18 protein-coding genes and 2 rRNA genes are annotated in these 18,744 nt (G+C 37.7%); 4 read left to right on the top strand and 16 right to left on the bottom strand.

Features of this window, described 5'->3' with window-relative positions; all coding sequences use genetic code 11:
- Window positions 1-58: 58 nt before the first annotated feature.
- The 9 genes from nagE to M3175_RS08490 all read right to left on the bottom strand — a co-directional run bounded on the left by nagE (window position 59) and on the right by M3175_RS08490 (window position 9,184).
- The gene (gene nagE, locus M3175_RS08450; protein WP_251517726.1) at window positions 59-1,504 is read right to left on the bottom strand and encodes an N-acetylglucosamine-specific PTS transporter subunit IIBC; all 1,446 of its coding nucleotides are present in this window, start codon (window positions 1,502-1,504) and stop codon (window positions 59-61) included.
- A gap of 35 nt (window positions 1,505-1,539) precedes the next feature.
- Window positions 1,540-2,289 carry an SIS domain-containing protein gene (locus M3175_RS08455; RefSeq protein WP_251517598.1) on the bottom strand — a complete coding sequence of 250 codons (750 nt, stop codon included), beginning with the start codon at window positions 2,287-2,289 and terminating at the stop codon, window positions 1,540-1,542.
- 18 nt (window positions 2,290-2,307) lie between these two features.
- Complete coding sequence (locus M3175_RS08460) at window positions 2,308-3,030, bottom strand: GntR family transcriptional regulator (RefSeq protein WP_251517601.1); 723 nt, start codon at window positions 3,028-3,030, stop codon at window positions 2,308-2,310.
- Window positions 3,023-3,772, bottom strand: coding sequence for a glucosamine-6-phosphate deaminase (nagB, locus tag M3175_RS08465; RefSeq protein ID WP_251517729.1), 750 nt, complete (start codon window positions 3,770-3,772; stop codon window positions 3,023-3,025). Before nagB ends, M3175_RS08460 begins: the two co-directional genes overlap by 8 nt.
- Before the next feature lie 3 nt (window positions 3,773-3,775).
- Window positions 3,776-5,002, bottom strand: coding sequence for an N-acetylglucosamine-6-phosphate deacetylase (nagA, locus tag M3175_RS08470; RefSeq protein WP_251517733.1), 1,227 nt, complete (start codon window positions 5,000-5,002; stop codon window positions 3,776-3,778).
- A gap of 87 nt (window positions 5,003-5,089) precedes the next feature.
- On the bottom strand, window positions 5,090-6,439 hold the full coding sequence (locus M3175_RS08475) for a 4Fe-4S binding protein (RefSeq protein WP_251517606.1): 1,350 nt from the start codon (window positions 6,437-6,439) through the stop codon (window positions 5,090-5,092).
- The gene (locus M3175_RS08480; protein ID WP_251517610.1) at window positions 6,423-6,905 is read right to left on the bottom strand and encodes a hypothetical protein; all 483 of its coding nucleotides are present in this window, start codon (window positions 6,903-6,905) and stop codon (window positions 6,423-6,425) included. The genes M3175_RS08475 and M3175_RS08480 overlap by 17 nt, the downstream gene beginning before the upstream one ends.
- A gap of 226 nt (window positions 6,906-7,131) precedes the next feature.
- Window positions 7,132-7,734: a YczE/YyaS/YitT family protein gene (locus M3175_RS08485; RefSeq protein WP_251517614.1), complete on the bottom strand. Its 603-nt coding sequence runs from the start codon at window positions 7,732-7,734 to the stop codon at window positions 7,132-7,134.
- A gap of 121 nt (window positions 7,735-7,855) precedes the next feature.
- Window positions 7,856-9,184 carry a 6-phospho-beta-glucosidase gene (locus tag M3175_RS08490; protein ID WP_251517618.1) on the bottom strand — a complete coding sequence of 443 codons (1,329 nt, stop codon included), beginning with the start codon at window positions 9,182-9,184 and terminating at the stop codon, window positions 7,856-7,858.
- Between the two features lie 197 nt (window positions 9,185-9,381).
- Between M3175_RS08490 and M3175_RS08495 the strand changes: the two genes are divergently transcribed.
- Window positions 9,382-10,137 carry a MurR/RpiR family transcriptional regulator gene (locus M3175_RS08495; RefSeq protein ID WP_251517621.1) on the top strand — a complete coding sequence of 252 codons (756 nt, stop codon included), beginning with the start codon at window positions 9,382-9,384 and terminating at the stop codon, window positions 10,135-10,137.
- Between the two features lie 264 nt (window positions 10,138-10,401).
- Window positions 10,402-10,971: an MEDS domain-containing protein gene (locus M3175_RS08500; RefSeq protein ID WP_251517625.1), complete on the top strand. Its 570-nt coding sequence runs from the start codon at window positions 10,402-10,404 to the stop codon at window positions 10,969-10,971.
- 59 nt (window positions 10,972-11,030) lie between these two features.
- On the opposite strand, the gene M3175_RS08505 is transcribed toward M3175_RS08500, so the two are convergent.
- From M3175_RS08505 to M3175_RS08515, 3 genes are all read right to left on the bottom strand, one after another.
- Entirely contained in the window at window positions 11,031-11,846 is an 816-nt protein-coding gene (locus tag M3175_RS08505; RefSeq protein ID WP_251517629.1) for a carbonic anhydrase, read from the bottom strand.
- 270 nt (window positions 11,847-12,116) lie between these two features.
- Entirely contained in the window at window positions 12,117-12,473 is a 357-nt protein-coding gene (locus tag M3175_RS08510; RefSeq protein WP_251517632.1) for a hypothetical protein, read from the bottom strand.
- 60 nt (window positions 12,474-12,533) lie between these two features.
- The gene (locus M3175_RS08515; protein WP_251517634.1) at window positions 12,534-12,902 is read right to left on the bottom strand and encodes a hypothetical protein; all 369 of its coding nucleotides are present in this window, start codon (window positions 12,900-12,902) and stop codon (window positions 12,534-12,536) included.
- A gap of 911 nt (window positions 12,903-13,813) precedes the next feature.
- Here M3175_RS08515 and M3175_RS08520 point away from each other — a divergent pair.
- Window positions 13,814-14,425: a TetR/AcrR family transcriptional regulator gene (locus tag M3175_RS08520; protein ID WP_251517636.1), complete on the top strand. Its 612-nt coding sequence runs from the start codon at window positions 13,814-13,816 to the stop codon at window positions 14,423-14,425.
- A gap of 54 nt (window positions 14,426-14,479) precedes the next feature.
- Here the strand turns inward: M3175_RS08520 and M3175_RS08525 are convergent, their stop codons facing one another.
- Both M3175_RS08525 and M3175_RS08530 read right to left on the bottom strand, forming a co-directional pair.
- The gene (locus M3175_RS08525) at window positions 14,480-15,376 is read right to left on the bottom strand and encodes a cation diffusion facilitator family transporter (RefSeq protein ID WP_251517736.1); all 897 of its coding nucleotides are present in this window, start codon (window positions 15,374-15,376) and stop codon (window positions 14,480-14,482) included.
- A 275-nt stretch (window positions 15,377-15,651) separates the two neighbouring features.
- On the bottom strand, window positions 15,652-16,113 hold the full coding sequence (locus M3175_RS08530) for a CBO0543 family protein (protein ID WP_251517640.1): 462 nt from the start codon (window positions 16,111-16,113) through the stop codon (window positions 15,652-15,654).
- A 403-nt stretch (window positions 16,114-16,516) separates the two neighbouring features.
- Between M3175_RS08530 and M3175_RS08535 the strand changes: the two genes are divergently transcribed.
- Window positions 16,517-17,740 (top strand): IS110 family RNA-guided transposase, encoded by a 1,224-nt coding sequence (locus tag M3175_RS08535; protein ID WP_251517643.1) that lies wholly within the window; start codon window positions 16,517-16,519, stop codon window positions 17,738-17,740.
- Between the two features lie 637 nt (window positions 17,741-18,377).
- Here the strand turns inward: M3175_RS08535 and rrf are convergent.
- Both rrf and M3175_RS08545 read right to left on the bottom strand, forming a co-directional pair.
- Window positions 18,378-18,493: ribosomal RNA gene (rrf, locus tag M3175_RS08540) — 5S ribosomal RNA — on the bottom strand.
- A gap of 74 nt (window positions 18,494-18,567) precedes the next feature.
- Window positions 18,568-18,744, bottom strand: a 23S ribosomal RNA gene (locus M3175_RS08545); the annotation flags it as partial.

The raw sequence follows: 18,744 nt of genomic DNA on the forward strand, positions 1-18,744 counted from the left end.
GTAAACATTCGCTGTTTACAGGCTTTATTGACAATATTCATTTGAAATTTCTTACCATTTACTTGTTGTTACGAATTTTTTCAACCTCATCAGCTACAAATTGCACTTGTGTTCCGACAATGACTTGTATACTGTTTTGCCCAACAATATTGATTCCTGGAATGCCTGTTGATTTGATTTTCGCTTGGTCAACAGCTCCCATATCCTTTACCTCTACGCGAAGACGAGTGACACAATTGTCTACAGAGGTAACATTATCATCTCCACCTAAACCTTCGTAAATAACAGCTGCCATTTGTGCGAACTTGTCACGACCAGCTGAAACGGCTTCTCCTGTTTCCTCTGTTTCTTCTTCACGACCAGGAGTCATTAAATTAAACTTTGTGATTAAGAAGCGGAATAAGAAATAATAAATAGCTGCAAATACTAATCCTTGCACAAGAAGCATATATGGTTGGTTAGCGAGCGGCAATCTTGAGCTTAATACAAAGTCAACGAAACCAGCACTAAAGCCAAATCCAGCTGTCCAATGGAAAAGGGCAGCCACTGCTAATGAAATTCCTGTTAACACTGCGTGAACCACATATAACATTGGTGCAACGAACATAAATGCGAATTCTAACGGTTCTGTTACCCCAGTAAAGAATGAAGCAAATCCTGCTGCAAGCATTAAGGACGCCACTTGCTTTTTGCGAGCGGTTTTCGCCGTATGATACATCGCAAGAGCTGCTGCTGGTAAACCAAACATCATAACAGGGAAAAATCCAGCTTGGTACATCCCTGTTGTTCCTTTTGTTCCATTTCCAGACCAGAAGTTACCGATATCGTTTATGCCAGCCACATCAAACCAGAATACAGAGTTGAGTGCGTGGTGTAACCCTGTTGGAATTAACAAACGGTTAAAGAATCCATACAAACCTGCTCCGATAAAATCAAGCTTACTGAATGCTGTACCAAATGAAACCAACCCAGTGAATATAACTGGCCATGCAAAGAAAAGAACTAATGATACCACTAACATTGACACAGCAGTCATAATTGGCACGAGACGTTTTCCACTAAAAAAGGCAAGCGCATCTGGCAGCTTTACATGACTAAAACGATTGTAGGCAAACGCTGCGACTAACCCTGATAAAATACCAATAAATTGATTCCCGATTTTTCCAAACGCAGCATTTACGTCTGCTGGATCAATTCCTTGAAGCATTGCCACCGCGTTCGTTGAAAGTAAGGTGGTAACCACCAAATACGCAACGAGACCGCTTAGGGCTGCCGATCCATCTTTATCCTTGGACATTCCTAGCGCAACCCCAACCGCAAAAAGAATCGCCATATTATCAATGATGGATCCTCCTGCTTTAATCAGGAACGCTGCAACTGGACTACCTGCTCCCCAGCCAGATGGATCTATCCAATAACCAATCCCCATCAGAATAGCTGCTGCTGGTAAAACGGCCACAGGAAGCATAAGTGAACGACCAATTTTTTGTAAATACTTCATCACCATTTTATTTCCCTCCTCTTTCTCCTCAAAAAAAGTTATTTATATAAATTTGTTACTAACATAGGGATTCTTTCCTTGTAGCGATCAATTAATTGTTGATTATGCGAACCAGCATCGTTGGCATTATTGCTTAAAAACACGGGTGGCTCTTTTCCCTCTTCTAGCATCAGCTTAATCGTTTCAGCCATGATTGCATTTACGATCGTCATACCGATAATGGAAGAACCGGAGCTAAACCCACTTGCACTCTTAGAATGATGTAAAAGGGTGTCGCCAATTTCTATATGATTATCAATGGTTAAATGAGCCATCTCAAACAAATACTTTCCACTTTCATGCCTAGAAGCTTGTGTAGCTGCATAACGAGGCGAAGTAATAGCAATGACATACGCGCCCCTCTCGCTTGCAATTTCAGCCACTTCTATTGGAACGGGATTTCTTCCAGAAGTGGAAGCCACGATGACGATATCACCTGCTAGAATATTGCTAGAAGAAAGATGCTTTTTTGCAAGACCACTCTTTTTTTCTAGATTGGATGATTCAACTGCTCCTTTATGCAACATCAAATCTTCTATGAGAATCGGGCTAATCGGAGCGAGTCCACCTGCACGGTAAAAGAGTTCTTCTGCGAGCATATGGGAGTGTCCAGATCCGAATACATGGATGATGCCATCATTTTGTATACATCGGGCAATCTCATGAGCCGCTTCTTTCATCTTGCCCTGTTCCTCATATTCAACCTTATCGAGTAAGTCTCTCAGTTTTTGAAAATACTCCTTCATCATGTTCTCCCACCTCCCCTTCTATCTCTTCATGTCGATCATAAACTTGTAGCGATCTGCTCGGTAAGAGGATTTCACCACTTCAATGGGGGTTTCATCTTCAAGATATGTGTTTCTCTGAATCAACATAATCGGTGCACCCTCTTTAATGCTTAAATACTCTGATTCAATTTGATTCGCAACTGATGACTCAATAATTTGTCTTGCATGATCAATTCGGAAACCTAGCGTACCCTCGATATACTCATACAACGAACGATTCACAATCTCTTTTGTCAGGCCCTTTACCTTTTCTGCAGATATATAGGTAGTTTCAAGTGCCATTGGCACCTGGTCAGCTAGACGGATTCGTTTGATTTCGTACACAGGACTACTTTCCTCAATCGAAAGGTATTTGGCGATACGAACAGGTGCTGGAATGACTTCGAAGTTTATCAGCTGGCTACCGGGTTCCAAGCCCCTAGCTCTCATATCTTCAGTAAAGCTTGTTAGACCTTGTAGTCCTTGTTCGACTTTTCTTTCTGCAACAAAGGTACCCTTCCCTTGGAGTCGATATAAGTACCCGTCATTAACCAGCTTTGTGAATGCTTGGCGAACTGTCATTCGACTAATTTGGTAGGTTTCCGCATATTCTCGCTCCGGTGGAAGGGCATCTCCAGGTTTCAAATCCCCTTTTTCAATTTGATCCTTTATCAGCTCCTCCAGCTGATAATAGATGGGAATAGGCGAGTTTTTATTAATCATACGTAACTTCCTTTATTTTTAAATTTCCAATGGCAGCTTCATCTGCAATGATAGTGACAGAAGGATGTTGCTTTAAGATGGAAGCCGGAAACTGTTCGTTCAAATCACCGGTTAATAGTTTGGCTAGCGCATCATGCTTATGCTCACCTGAAATTAGTAAGAGAATTTCCTTGCTCTTCATGATCGAAGCGATTCCCATGGTAACAGCCTTTTTCGGCACGTCTTCCATTTTCTCAAAATATATGGAGTTTGCTTCTATCGTTGACTCGGCTAAATCCACCACATGCGTTTGCGACCCAAAAGAAGCACCTGGTTCATTAAAACCGATATGACCGTTTGATCCGATTCCTAATAACTGAAGATCAATTCCACCTTTTGCTAGAATTTGCTCGTCGTATTTTTGGCACTCTTGCTCAAGATCTTCCGCTGTTCCATTAGGCACAAAGGTATTGTTCAGATCAATATCAATATGGTTAAAAAAATGATCATTCATATAGAAACGGTAGCTATTAGGATTTTGTCCTGTTAACCCAATATATTCGTCCAAGTTAAAGCTCACAACTTGTTTGTAAGATGTTTTTCCACGCTTATAATCCTCAATCAGCTTTTCATACGTCCCTAGAGGTGTTCCCCCTGTTGCTAAACCAAGCGTAATGTTTGGATTAGCTCGAACCTTATCAGTTATATAACTTGCTGCCAGTTCACACATATGTTCATAGTTTTTTACTTCAATTAGTTTCATCATCTATTCCTTTCTCTGAAATGCAATCGATCCACGACAAACTGTCATTTCCACATTAAGGTCTCTATCCAAAATGACAAGGTCAGCATCCTTTCCAACTTTAATGCTTCCTTTTCTGTCGTATACGCTTAATTGCTTTGCAGGGTTAATCGATGCCATTTGCACAACATCCTCAAGCGTACAATTCGTATATGTGATCATATTTTTCACAGCCCGTTGGGTTTCTAATATACTGCCGGCGAGTGTTCCATCTGAAAGCGTCGCCATTTCATTTTTTACATACACGTCTTGACCACCGAGTTCGTACACTCCATTTTTCAGGCATTTGGCTCTCATGGAGTCCGTAATTAAGATAAGACCATCCTTCTTCTTTTGCTGAAAAGCAAATCGGACCATTTCTGGGTGAACGTGAATACCATCCACAATTAACTCGGCCTTTAACTCTTCTAATAAAAGTGCCGCTCCGACCACACCAGGCTCCCGATGGTGCAACCCTCTCATTTGGTTAAATAAATGGGTAACATGAGTGGAACCCGCTTCTACTGCTTGCTTTACTTCTTCATAGGTTGCATCTGAATGACCAATGGAGGCAATAATATGGTGGTCACTTAAATATTTGATAAGCTCCAATCCACCAGGAAGCTCGGAAGCAAGGGTAACAAGTTTTATCGTATCCTTTGAAAGGGCTTGCCATTTTTTAAACAGTTCGATATTTGGATGCAACATATGTTCCACTGGCTGCGCACCAGCTTTATCAGGATTTACAAATGGCCCTTCAAGATGGATACCTAGAATCTCTGCTTGGGTGGTTGCTTGATTTTTTCTGATATATTCACCAGCGGCTTCTATGGCACTCTCAATTTTTTCATGAGACTGTGTCATGGTTGTAGCCAAGAAGCTTGTTGTTCCTTCACGTGGAAGAGAAGTTGCCATCGTATTCAAGGCATCCTCGGTTGCATCCATGACATCTGCACCATTGGCTCCGTGAATGTGCACATCGATAAAGCCAGGGAGGAGATTAAAGTGAGAAGGAAGTTCAATAACTTCAAATCCACTTTCATCAGGTAGCATCTCGAGTGATCCTACTTCTACTATTTTTTGATTACTAGTCTTAATATAACCGCTTTCAATAATTCCCTGTTCGGAAAACACTCTCATCCCTTTTAGTAAAAGGGGTGAATGAGAAGAAATCATCCTTTCTACCTTCTTTCTTTTGTGACCTTTTTGCATGATTATCATATCACTCTATACATATAGTTGTCTAGACCAATTTTATACCAAAGAAAAACAGCTGCCAATTGCTTAGCAGCTTCATTTTTATACGCGATGACTCATTGGGAGTGAGAATAAATAAATATTAATGATACCTAGTAACAGCATTAATCCATAGTAAGGCATCATAGCTTTAAAGCTAGCCTTTTTCCCCATTTTGTATGCCGTATAAGTAGAACCTAAAAATCCAATCGTAATAATAAAGTATTGAAGCATTTGAACCGTAGATGTAGTCGCCAAGCTTAAGTCCCCACTTGTTATTTCTTTCCCGATAAAGGCAAGCGAATTATACCAAATTGCTTTTCCTTCTGTGATGATATGGAACAAATTATGTCCAAGATGCCCTGCAAGATCCAGCGGAATAAAGGCATAACCAAACAAGATAAAATTTTTCTTAATTGAATTAGGCATCCCTAGCAAAGTTGCTAGCTTGGCTGCACCTAATAATAATAAGATAGGTAGCGTCATTGAGATGATGAAGGCAATTGTAAAATTGACAACATAATTTGAGGTACCCGTTACAATTGATATTGTTTCGAGGATTTGCCCCCATATTTCAAGCATCGTGATGTTCTGCACAAACACAATCCCCATGATAACAGCTGCTAGTGAGGCATGCTCAAGCTTGGGATTTTTAAGACTCCAAAGCTCTTTTGTTGGAACACGTACCTGTAACTTGATAGAATCATTCGGGCAATTTTTCACACAGTTTCCGCAAATATTGCATTCTGCGCTCGAATCCATGGTACGAACGAACTGAAACATCGGACACCCTTCCGCTTGTTCACTCCCCTTAAAGCAGCTTTGTGTCTTGCACATTCTGCATATTTCTGCTGTTCCTCTTAGTTCTAACGCTCCTGATCGAGAGTAATTCCCAGCTAATCCTCCTAAAAAGCAAAGCGTTTTACAAAACGTTCTTCTCTCATAAAAAACGGATGTGGCAACCACCATTGTGACGAGTAAAAGCAGCAAATATCCTGATCCACGAGGTGACTCCACAATTCCCCATACATGATCGCTATATGTAATGGCGATGAAGAATAAGTCAATAAGCCATATTCCATATGTTCTTAGAAACTTCGGCATGGGCCTCTCACTGCCTACCATTTTACGAATGATATCACTTAGCTTTCCAAATGGACAGATGGCGCACCAAAAACGACCCAAGGCTATAAATAAGATCGGAATAACCGGCCACCACAATACCCACGTCATCGTTGTTCCAAAGTTACGATGTGGATTTACCGTCCCTGCCACTAACTCAAACACGATAACAGAGAAGAAAACTAACACGATCCATTGAAAAATGCCTGGATACCATTTGCTTTTGATAAACTTCTTTATTATCGGAATTGACAATAAGTCAATAGAAGATTTTTTATTTGTTAAGGCCATGTTTGTTTCCTCTCTTTCTAACTTTGTTCCAAATACCAATTAGAAGGAATCCCGCATTAACTGATGCAAAACTCGATAATACGATGTAGTTAGGGCCTTTCTCTTCTCCAGTGAACGTACCATGTGCACCCTCTTCGTTATGGGAGCTGGAGTCATCATGGTCACCTTCATCATTGGTGGTTTCAGAATGATTTTGGCTACCATGATCGGATGTAGCATCTGTTTCATGAGAGTCATGTGAACTGGAACCCTCACTCTTATGTGAACTTCCTTCTATCTCATGAGAGTCATGCGAATCCGTTACTTCCTCTTCGGTGTCTGAATGATCATGCTCGTTAGTAGAGAAGTCCTTTAAGTAGTTATCTGAATCTGATTCTTGTTCTTCCCCTTCATGTGCAAGTGCGGTTGAATAGTTGGCGAAAAATAGGAACAGTATAGTAAAAAGAGTGAATTTCCATTTTTTCATATAGAATATTACCTCCGAAAGTATTGAATAAGTACTTAGCTCAAATGTAATCGGAGGATATGCAGAATTTATGTAGATTGTTTGTAGAATTTAAGAACAGTAGATATGATTTATCACTCTAACGGTTGAGTTTGTTGCAAGTTTCTGATGGTTTGTTGCAACTTTTTGATAGACACTGCACATAAGAAAAGGAGCCCTAACACAGTAGGAGCTCCTAGAAATTAAATTATATTTTTTCATAGATAAGAGTAGAGTAGCGCGTACAAATTTGAATGAGTGGTCCAATCATTAACATAATAATCACAGTTCCTAAACCAATCGGTCCACCAACAATCCATGCAAAAGCTAAGCCAATACCTTCTAAAATGGTTCGAGATACATTTAACGTGAGATGAAATCTCTCACTTATAATAAGCATCGTACCATCATACGGCATCGTTGGAAATTTAGAGGTTAAATAGATTCCGATTCCAATACCAGTAAGAACGATTCCAGCTAGGAATGCACCCCATTGCGTTGTCCATGCAGCCTCTGTGAGCTGTACATTCTTCAAGGTAACACCCATTTGAAAATCAATAATAACACCCCAGAGAATTACAGTAATAACTGATTCAAACTGTATTCGTTTCTTTGACATGATGGAATTAAACACTAAATAAAACGCCTGGATGAGCATAACCCAAATTCCAACGGTAAGACCCAACTTATTAACTATGCCCACAAAAAATGCATCCCAAGGTCCTGCTCCTACACCGGACTTAATGATTAAGCCCACTCCTAAACATGCGATCACTAACCCAATAAAAAAGAAGGATGTTTTCTTTAACATCACTGGTTCCTCCACAACCTACTCTCATCCGTAAATACCCGGTGTAGAAAGAGGTAAATTAATTTTTCCCATAGAAAAAGCTCTGGAACGATATGCCCCAGAGCCATTTCATATCGTGCTTTTATGCTTCAACTTTCGTGAAGAATTGTGGTAAATGCTCTTTGTGAGCTTCTAACATTTCATCAACGATTTGCTTAGCAAGCTTATCAGATTGCACAAGCGGGTTGATCGTTAAAGCAAGAACAGCTTTCTTGTAGTCTCCTGTCACTGCTGCTTCTGCTGCTACTCTTTCGAAAGACTTGATTTGTTGTACAAGTCCTCTTACTGCTACTGGAAGATCTCCTACTGCGATTGGCTTAGGACCTTCTTTAGTGATAATACAGTTTACTTCTACAGCTGAATCATCTTCAATGCTAGCAATAGCTCCGTTGTTACGAGTGTTAACTGGTTGGATATCACGCTTGTCATTGTAGATCGAGTTAATTAAGTTACATGCAGCGTCACTATAGTATGCTCCGCCACGTTTTTCTAATTGTGGTGGCTTGATGTCTAGGTTAGGATCTTTGTAAAGTTCGAATAGATCTTTTTCAAGAGCTTGAACTACTTCTGCACGTGTACCTTCTGCTGCTGCTTTTTCATGTTCTTCTTGAAGCATTTCACCTGTTTTGTAGTAATAACGGTGGTATCCACATGGAATAACCCCTACACCTTTGATGAAGTCAGGCTCCCATGATAGACCTGAAATGTTCTTCATAGTCATTTCATTTTCTGGATCAGCCATTGCTTCAATTACTTGATCCATTACACTAACACCGTCAAGGTATACATTTAGTCCATATACCATGTGGTTTAGACCAGCGAAGTCAACATGTACGCGCTCAGGCTCAACTTTCAATGCTTTTGCAATTCCCATTCTCATACCGATTGGAACATTACATAGTCCAACTACTTTTTTGATATTGCTGTAGCGTAGAACCGCTTCCGTTACCATACCAGCTGGATTTGTGAAGTTAATTAACCATGCGTTCGGGCAAAGTTCTTCAATATCCTTACAAATATCAAGGATGATAGGAATCGTACGAAGACCTTTGAAAAGTCCACCAGGACCGTTTGTTTCTTGACCAATTACGTCATATTTTAATGGAATTCTTTCATCCTTCGCACGAGCGTCTAGTAGACCCACACGGAATTGAGTCGTAACGAAATCTGCACCCTTTAACGCTTCTCTGCGATCTAATGTTAAGTGAACCTCCATTGGAACACCAGCTTTTGCAACCATACGTTTAGCAAGGTTTCCAACGATTTCTAACTTTTCTTTCCCTGCTTCTATATCAACTAACCAAAGTTCTCTTACTGGTAGCTCATCGTATCTTTTAATAAATCCTTCGATTAATTCTGGAGTATAACTTGAACCTCCGCCAATTGTGACGATCTTAATACCTTTACTCATTGTTCATCCTCCTAATTAAGTACTGCTTAACTAAATCCTATTTTAGAGGGGAATTGAACTTTTGGATATAGTTTTGGAAGCGTTTGATTTGTTTCACACGAAAAGGCATTTGTTCCATAAAAATAACACTGTGTTTCTCTATTAGTGTATAATAATAAAAGTGAAGAAAAGCGGGAACGTGTAAGGGAGAGAAGGCTTTGTTTACGAATGAGGTAATTGCAACATTCAACGAACTAGAGATGCTACTTTACAACTACATAACACAAAATAAAGAGAAAGTGGTCTACATGCGAATCCGCGATCTAGCAGATGAAACCCATGTTTCCACCTCAACGATTATGCGATTTTGCAGGAAATTAAATTGCGAAGGATTTTCCGAGTTTAAAGTAAAATTAAAGTTATTAATTGATGAAAAAAATGAGCCAAGCATAAAAAGTAGCCAGCATGTGTTAGCAGAGTTTTTTGAACGAACACAAAATGAAAAATTCACTTCAAAATTAGAGGAAGCTGCAGAGGTAATCGCCGAAGCAGATAGCGTTATTTTTATCGGGATTGGTAGTTCAGGGATTCTTGCCGAGTACGGAGCAAGATATTTTTCAAGTTTAGGAAAGTTCTCCATGTATATTAAAGATCCATTTATGCCTATTCACGCAAACTTGAATAATAGTATCACCATTGCTCTTTCTGTTTCAGGTGAAGGGAACTACACCATTTCTCATATCCACCAGTTAAAAGGCAAAGGAAGCAAAATTATAAGTATCACCAACAATCGTCAATCCACAATTGCCAAACTAGCTGATGTGAATATTTCTTATTACGTCTCTGAAGAATTTGTAGACCACTCAAATGTAACCACACAAATTCCAGTAATCTATATATTAGAAGAAACTGCTCGACTTGTATATGAGTTGGGTAGGAAGAAGAACTACGAAGAAACCCCTCCTATGCAATAAATTAACATAGAAGAGCTCCGAGCCAAAAGCTCGGAGCGTATTTTATATTATCTTCTTAAAGTAAAGTCCCCTCCATTAGAACTTCAACTAAATGTGTAATAATCCCTCTTGGATAAACACTCGAATTAAATTTATTACCATTTCAAACATATTACGTACTATTCTCTTTTTCTGCCAAAATTTCTTGTATACAGAATTTTCAATATGTTAAAGTTGAAGAGATTGAAAGAGAATAAAGACAAATAAGGCAACTGAGGTGAAAACTTGAATAGCAATATGAACCAATTATTTGAAAAGCAAAAGAGTGCTCATGTGCTGTATCCCTATAATGGAATAGAGGAATACATTAAACAAGTTGTGAGCTTTATTCAACACGGGATTTCGGTGGGAGAATACGTTATTCTTATAGAAAATGACCGTGTCTACCCAATTATACAAAATGAACTGAGCAAACGGTTAAATAAGGACCAATTGCAGTTTGTTCATCGTGTAAACAACTACGATTTCTATTATTCAAGTGGAAGCTACCATCCACCAGCCATCACTGAGTATTTTAATAAAATGGTACAGCCATATGTAGAAAATAAAATTTCATTTCGATCATGGGCACATGTTGAGTGGGCCAGTATGAAAGATCCGCTTCATTTGATAGAGGACTTTGAGAAAATTGTAGACGAAGCTGTAAATACAATTTCGTTTCCATTAATTTGTGCGTATGCAGGAGAGAGAATGCCAGATTACCTTACTACTATGTTGATGGAAACTCATCCATATGTTCTATTAAAAGATGATATCATTATCTCCGAACAATACCAGCCAATAAAGGATCTCTAAAAAAAAGAGGGTTAATCATCTTGGATCAACCATCTTTAATATCATAAGACAATTGCTATTTAGCTTTTTATGACTTTACGATTATTTAGAGATTGAACTGGACGATGATTTTCAGGAAAAATCTTTCGAAATGCTTCAATTTGTTGTTTTGACATTTCAATCGGCATTTCAAATATGGTCCATTTTACCTCTTCTGTGCAAGGAGGGGTTGTTAATGAACCTTCATAGTGGAAAGCTGTTTGATCTACAGGTAGCAATGTTTTTACATCAACTGGTTCATTAATGGCTATATCTTTATCTGTTTCCTCACTCGGTAAGATATCCCAGATAGCTTCCAAATTTTTATTTTCTTCACCTTCCTGTATCATCACACCAAGGACAGCAATCCTTCCATCTGCATCTTTATGTACAAGATGTAGCTCCATTTCATAATTTTTACCGTTGAATTCATGCTCACTTGGGGTATGGAAATGAAATTGAGCAAGCTTATACTCCTTTCCCTCAATAAGAATGCTGTTACTGCCACTCACAGCATTTGCCTGTACAGTATGGCCATTGTTCATGAGCGAAAATGACGTTGGCTCATAATTGATTTGAAGGTCTTCTTCACCCCCTACAGTTTCAACTTGCGAAAATTCAATGTTAATTGGCGATTGTTCACTACCGTTTACACAGGCAATGTTAGCGGCGGGATCTAACTCCCCCCAGTGATCGGGGCTAGTTTCCCCCTCATATGACCAATGAGCAGATTCATTTTCAGTTGCTTTTGTGTTCTTATCAGTTACCTGCTCCCCTTTTGCTGTCTGTTGTGAACAAGCTCCAACTACAGAAATTAACAGCATAGCTAAAATTGGATAAACGAGTATCTTTTTCATATCTGTGTTCTTCCCCATTTCTGTTTTAAAAAAACTATACAAATAAGATACTAAATATCCAATAAAATACATATACCCATTTTCATGGTGCAACGCTTACATTATGAAAATTGGGTGAATTTTACTATCTGAATTTTCAAAGGAAATCTCGATACTTGAAGAAGAGCGATAAGTACAGATAGCTTATGGCCTGCTTATCCTAATTCTTCAATAAAAAAACCGTAGAGATTCTCTACAGTTCTTACCATTTCATTATAACTAACTAAATAGCTAGAAGAAGTTAGGTCCAAAAAGTCGTAATTGTGAAGTTCCCTTTTTATGAACCTGTTCACGGGAATTTGAAGTATCACTTATGGTTTGTCTCATCCTACTGTTACCACCAGTAAGCTCCTCCATTTTTTTTACTGCGATTTCAAATTCGGATTGGGACAGTTGTTTTGTTGCAAGAAGTGAACATAATACGGCGTAAGCAATTGGTCTTGTATCTACATCAATATTCACGTGTACATCGACATCTGAGTTACCACTATGTCCAATGCTTGCTTGATTACTATCTAAATCTGAACTCCCCTTATTACGAAACTGGTAGACATTCCTCTTGCTATTCCATTCTGGATTTTCAATCATTGTCTACCCTCCTTTGTAAAATAGACAAGATTGGAATATCCAATCTTGTCTTATTCTCAATTAATCTTGTTCAACATCCTGCTCAACATCTTGGTTGTTATCTTGATCCTGATCCTGTTCTGAATCTACATTTGCTCTAGAACGAGAGCGAACACGTGCATTAGAATCAGAGTCAACGTCAATGTTCAGGTCGACTCTTGCATTTCCTGAATTAGTAATTTTAGCAACGTTTGTATTTTTATCAACGTTTTTTACATCATTTTCGTTTTGCACATCTGTTCTTAAATCATTATCAATGTCAGAATCAAATTCTACATTTGAATTAGAACTGCTTTCGCTGTCAGAACGACTCTTACTCTTACTTTGACTATTCCCTCCCCTGCTTTCTTCATTGTTACTACCACGTCTTGGAAACCAAATATTACTCATCCATATTCCTCCTAATATTTTTCTCATGATTAATATATTAATTAATCTTAAAGATGAATGGACAAGCATCATAGGACAAGTGTGGAATTTTAAAGTAATTTCGAGAAATATTTTCTAGCTTCTACAAGAAAGGCAGTTTCGTGAAAAGTTGAATGCTAAAAGGCATCCACTTATAAAGGAATGATCCACCCTAATCGGTAAGATAAAAAAATGTGGAAATAAGTGGTTGACTAAATCGTAATGGACAATTAATATAAAAGTTAACTTGAGTTAATTAATAAACTGAAGTTAACTTTAATTGAAATGGGGTTAGCTAATGTATACTTTCTTAACTAAAACATTTGAAAAGATAAATTGGAAACATTGGCTTTGCTTTCTTCTATTATCTCAGTCCATCTATGTCTTAATGTTATCAACTATTATTCCTAAAATTTCACGTGAGGCCGGAGGAATGAAAACATTTGATATGATGCCCCTAGGATACTCCTACAACTATGCAAATTCATTCTTGTCTCTTCTTACTGAGCAAGGTTATCATTTGTATAAGTATGTTCAGTTACCATTGGATATCTTCTTTCCTATTTTCAATTTCGGTGCCGGATTTTGTATGTTGGTTTTACTACTACGATCATACTCTAAATTGAAAAGAGGGAAGCGCCCCTCTCAATTCCTTTTATGGATATCTCTGTTTTTTCCGTTAATAGCTTTGGTTTTTGATTATTCAGAAAATATTTTGATCTTCACCATGCTTTCAATTAAAGAAAATGTTCCCATCATGATCGTCTCAACAGCTAATGTTTTCACAATTATTAAAAGCATGTCCACAACAATATTCTATTGTATTTGTTTACTAATTGTATTGATGAATAGTGCTAGTTGGGTTCAATATAAAATAAGGGAGAAGAAAACAGTTGGAAAACTTCAGTATTCGGGAGAAGAAAAAAGCACAATTAAAGATGGCCATACTAGATGAAATGCTTCGATTATTAAGAACAAAAGAACTTTCTGAGATCTCTGTTGAAGAATTATGTCAAAATATCCAAACTACTAAAGTAACTTTTTTTAAATACTTTCGCTATAAGGAACAAGTTCTTGATTACTTTGTCATTCGATGGCTTTATGAAAGAAGCAATGAGATTCATAGTAAACACTTCAATGGAAAAGAAGGGATCCTCCATATCTTTCAAACTATAAGTGAAGATACCTTAGGTAAAAAAATCATGGTTTCTCTGGTTCACTACTACTCAAAACTTAATGAAAAACCAACTATTATGGAGATTACTCCTTATGAATATTATTTATTTAATGAAGAGGCTTTTCAAAATAAGGTAAAACCTATGGAGCTAAACCAAATTTTTATCTATTACCTTTCCCAAATGGAATCTGTCAATGAAGCAGATTACTATCATATATCCTGCCAGTTCCTTGCATTAATGTACGGTGTTCCTATTCAAACGCATATTATGGAAATCGAAGATATGTATTTATTTTATAAAATAGGGGTTAATAGTATTTTAGGGTAAAATTGAGTCCTTTAAAAAAAGGAGTATCCCTTTTTAGAGATACTCCTTTATACCTTAATTAATTTTGACTAGTCTTTCTAATTCTAGGGGTTCAACGTGTACATGAACATTATATACTTCATGCTTGATCTTAAGTTCATTTTCAACTCTTGTAGAGATGTGATGAGCTTCGTGTAGACTAAGGTCCGAGCGAACCAAAATCACCGCATCCACCACTTGATTGTTGCCATAATTTCTAGCTTTAATATCTTTAACTTCTTTAACTCCTTGAGTGTTAAGAATGGTTTCTTTATAAGTCATAATTTCCTCTTCATCAAATCCGTCAGTTAAGTGATGTGATGCCTCTCTAAAGATTTCCCATGCAGTTTTACAAATTATTACACCAACAAGAACAGCTGTTAATGGATCTAACCATGGAAGATTTAATTGTGCACCCAAGATACCAACTACAGTTCCTATACTTACTAAGGCATCTGATAAGTTATCTTTAGCAGCCGCCATAACAGAGTGACTTTTGATTTCTCTTGCTAGATTTCTATTATAGCGATAAACAAAATACATAACGATGGCTGAGAACAAGCCAATCCATGCAGAAATTAAGTTGGGGGACTCATGAGTACCACTAACAAACGTATGAATTCCCTCATAAACAACATTTACGCCCACAGCTGCCATAATAAATGATGCAACCATGGAAGCTACTGTTTCTGCTTTCCAATGCCCGTATGGATGGTTTCTATCAGCTGGTTTCTGTGCAAATTTCAAACCGATTAATACAGCAATAGAAGCGACAATATCCGTGGCGTTATTCAGACCGTCTGCCCTTAAGGCTTCTGAACCTGACCATAGACCAACGACTACCTTAAGTATTGATAAGAATATATAAGTAATAATACTAATAATTGCTCCTCTTTCTCCCCGTTTAAGATCTCTATATTTTTCTTCCTCCAACAAAACTACCTCCCTTACCAAGCCAATCTATATTAGCAAAGTAAATTCGTGTGGGTCTACAGCAACCTTTTTTGCACGATAAACAAATCTAACCTAGGGATAACTATGTTTCTCAAGGTAAAAACTAATGCATTAATCAAAAGGGTTGAACATTCATATCTGTAAAAATACTAGATTTATTTCCTTAAATAACTAAGGTGATATCAATAATAAAAGGCACTAATCCTTAAGACCAGCACCTTCGTTTTACTACCCCTTTTTCACGGATTAGTTGTTTATTCAACATCTAATTTTTTTATTAACCCTACCAGACCTCTAATTAAAAATAGGGTAAAATTCACACTAACAAATGTATGGAGGGGTGACCATTTTTTCCACTTAAACAAACTCGTGTTTTTTTCAAAGAACCATTGCCCCAAACTCATTGGAACACTAAAAAGTAAGCTTTTTAAAAGGATTTTAGGAAGATTATCATGATAGCTTAGCTTCACCCATACAACACTTAAGAGAGGAAAAAACAGCATATCATAAACAATGTTTGTTTTAAAAATCTTAGGGAATGGACGGACGGGATATTCCACCTTATTTTTTCCAACAACATATGCATCCAGTAAAGTGGCTATTACACCTTTAGAGAAAAATACTACTAGGTTTTCTCTCATATTTTTTCCAGTAAATAAAAAAGGAACGACAATAGTACATGTTGTCGTTAATAAATTTAGTAATTTTTTCTCCATACCAAAGCACCCTTTACCAAAGTTAATTTTAGATATTACTAAAATCTCCCCTGATTGAAAAAACTATTCACTGAATTAGTAATGATAGTTCCGTATAGAATTGCTTTTCTTAAAATACGTGCAGAAATGACAGTCGTACTAGTTATCAATAAAAGTAAAACATACTAACATTAGTAGCACAAACCAAGGCCATGGTTTGTGCTACTATTTTTTTATAGTAGAAGTGAAGGAAGGTCGATCCGCTTATGGGACCATGTTAGAGTCCGTATTTAAAACAGGCCAACTTCACACCCTTGTTTGAATCAGTTTAGTATGTTGGGTCCTAGAGATCGTGTATAAGAAAAGGGAATCGATAAGGCATTGTGAAGACTTCTATGATTGGTTATAAAAGGAGAATATTTATATGAAACATGTCATCGCTCTTGATGTAAGTAAAGGGAAAAGTACCATTGCCATTTATGATGGCTATAGACAATGTGAATTTGAAGGGGAATTGCATCATACACGCATGGATTTTGAGCAGCTCCACCTTCGAATTAAGGAAATAACAGCTCTCGATGGACAAGCCCCTGAAATCGTATTTGAGGCAACGGGTGTCTATTCAAAACCAGTTGAAAAGTTTCTACGGGATCACGGACATACATACTGTCGCATGAACCCTCTTGAAGCGAACCTACAAATGGCTTCCATGCGTCGACATAAAACCGATATTAGCGATGCCCATGAGTTAGCGAAAACCCACTTTAAATTGGAACGTGAAACGACGTATGTGCAGAATGATTATTATGAACAGATGCGGGCGATTACTCGTTATTATGACGAAATTGAAGAAGAACTTATTCTTTTACGCAATCGTATGCATGCCATTTTACATATGTCATTTCCAGAGTTGGAACGACTTATTACACCGAGTTCAGCGCTATTTTTAAATTTTGTGCAATTGTATCCACATCCCACCCTTTTATTAGCTCATTCAAAGACAATGATTAAAAATCGTTTAAAAAGCAATACACGTAAACATCTTTCACTAGAACGTGCAGAGAAAAAAGCCATCGTGTTATTAGAAGCGGCGAAAAATTCATATCCTGCCATTGAACCAACAGATATTCGTTGTAATCAAGTACGCGATTATGCCCAACGTATTGCGGATTTAATGGAAAAGAAAGACCAGCTTGTGAAACAAATGGTTATGATGTCTGAAGGAAGAAAGGAATATACCGTATTACGCTCTTTTCCAGGAATTGGTGATACAACAGCGTGCAGACTTATTGGCGAACTAGGTGATATTCGCCGATTTAAAAATGCGAAACAACTGAACGCTTACGTTGGCATCGATATTATGCGCTATCAATCTGGCAATACACAATACAGTGATCGTATTAATAAACGAGGAAATAAGAAGTTACGGAAGATTTTATTTTTTATGATTTGTACGATGCTTATGGCAAAAGGAAAACCTAATCATTTAGTAGACTATTATTACAAATTAAAAACGCAACCTCAGAGAAAGCCTCATAAGGTTGCGATTGTGGCGTGTATCAATAAGTTTCTGAAAGTGACGTTTCAGTTACTGACACACGGCATACTTTACGATTATGAGTCCGCACTACCAGCTCAGAAATCGTAGCCAAGTTTATATTCACTATAGCACACTGACCTTACGAAAAAAAGAATATCGTGAGGTCTTTTCGTCATGGGAAAATTTAGATGTATTTGGGAGGGGGACCCCTCCCAAATACATCTAAAAAAACATTAATGAATTAACTGAAATACACTTGACTAATCGTAAGAAGTAAGCGGAGATTTTCCGTTTAAAAATCGAATGAAGCTTGTTTCGGGCTGAATAAAGGGAGGTTTTCCGATTATGTAAAGCAAAATCTACCCTTTTCGAGGTTTTCCTGCCAATACGCGGAATTTCTCCGTCTGTTTAAGCTATTTTTAATAATCATTATTAATTAAGCGGAAATTCTCCGTTTATTTTTCATCTCGGGTGCTTTAACCGATAGAAGTTTTATCGACCAGCTGATAAAAATCATAAAAGTATATATGATCTATATATATTAACGAATTTAATGAGATTTCTTAGGAGCATGGTTGGTGGGAGAGCTATGCTCTATTATTTTTTTATGAGGGAAAATTATTTTTAAGTTAATAAATGAGGGAATTACGGCCCCGTTATAAGAAGGAATCTTTGATGTAAAGAGAAAATTTGTTGAATATTCACAAAAGAGAGTAGTCATTATGACTACTCTCTTTTGTCAGGTGCCTGGCGACGTCCTACTCTCACAGAGGGAAACCCTCAACTACCATTGGCGCTGAAAAGCTTAACTTCCGTGTTCGGTATGGGAACGGGTGTGACCTTTTCGCTATCGCCACCAGACTTTTAAATTTTGAAGGTTGTTCCTTCAAAACTAGATAAAGAGTCAAAGTCAAAAGATTGAGTATCATTTATATTTGGTTAAGTCCTCGATCGATTAGTATCAGTCAGCTCCACACGTCACCGCGCTTCCACCTCTGACCTATCAACCTGATCATCTTTCAGGGATCTTACTAGCTTGCGCTATGGGAAATCTCATCTTGAGGGGGGCTTCATGCTTAGATGCTTTCAGCACTTATCCCTTCCGCACATAG

Origin of the sequence: Robertmurraya korlensis (assembly GCF_023715225.1) — a bacterium.
In the GTDB taxonomy this organism is placed as follows: domain Bacteria; phylum Bacillota; class Bacilli; order Bacillales; family Cytobacillaceae; genus Robertmurraya_A.

Excerpts from the sequence above, each read along its gene's own strand:
- M3175_RS08490 (WP_251517618.1), bottom strand. The coding sequence starts at position 9,184 with ATGAGTAAAGGTATTAAGATCGTCACAATTGGCGGAGGTTCAAGTTAT.
- M3175_RS08485 (WP_251517614.1), bottom strand. The coding sequence starts at position 7,734 with ATGTTAAAGAAAACATCCTTCTTTTTTATTGGGTTAGTGATCGCATGT.
- M3175_RS08535 (WP_251517643.1), top strand. The coding sequence starts at position 16,517 with ATGAAACATGTCATCGCTCTTGATGTAAGTAAAGGGAAAAGTACCATT.
- nagB (WP_251517729.1), bottom strand. The coding sequence starts at position 3,772 with ATGAAACTAATTGAAGTAAAAAACTATGAACATATGTGTGAACTGGCA.
- M3175_RS08480 (WP_251517610.1), bottom strand. The coding sequence starts at position 6,905 with ATGAAAAAATGGAAATTCACTCTTTTTACTATACTGTTCCTATTTTTC.
- M3175_RS08455 (WP_251517598.1), bottom strand. The coding sequence starts at position 2,289 with ATGATGAAGGAGTATTTTCAAAAACTGAGAGACTTACTCGATAAGGTT.
- nagA (WP_251517733.1), bottom strand. The coding sequence starts at position 5,002 with ATGCAAAAAGGTCACAAAAGAAAGAAGGTAGAAAGGATGATTTCTTCT.
- M3175_RS08530 (WP_251517640.1), bottom strand. The coding sequence starts at position 16,113 with ATGGAGAAAAAATTACTAAATTTATTAACGACAACATGTACTATTGTC.
- M3175_RS08505 (WP_251517629.1), bottom strand. The coding sequence starts at position 11,846 with ATGAAAAAGATACTCGTTTATCCAATTTTAGCTATGCTGTTAATTTCT.
- M3175_RS08460 (WP_251517601.1), bottom strand. The coding sequence starts at position 3,030 with ATGATTAATAAAAACTCGCCTATTCCCATCTATTATCAGCTGGAGGAG.
- M3175_RS08510 (WP_251517632.1), bottom strand. The coding sequence starts at position 12,473 with ATGATTGAAAATCCAGAATGGAATAGCAAGAGGAATGTCTACCAGTTT.
- M3175_RS08515 (WP_251517634.1), bottom strand. The coding sequence starts at position 12,902 with ATGAGTAATATTTGGTTTCCAAGACGTGGTAGTAACAATGAAGAAAGC.
- M3175_RS08475 (WP_251517606.1), bottom strand. The coding sequence starts at position 6,439 with ATGGCCTTAACAAATAAAAAATCTTCTATTGACTTATTGTCAATTCCG.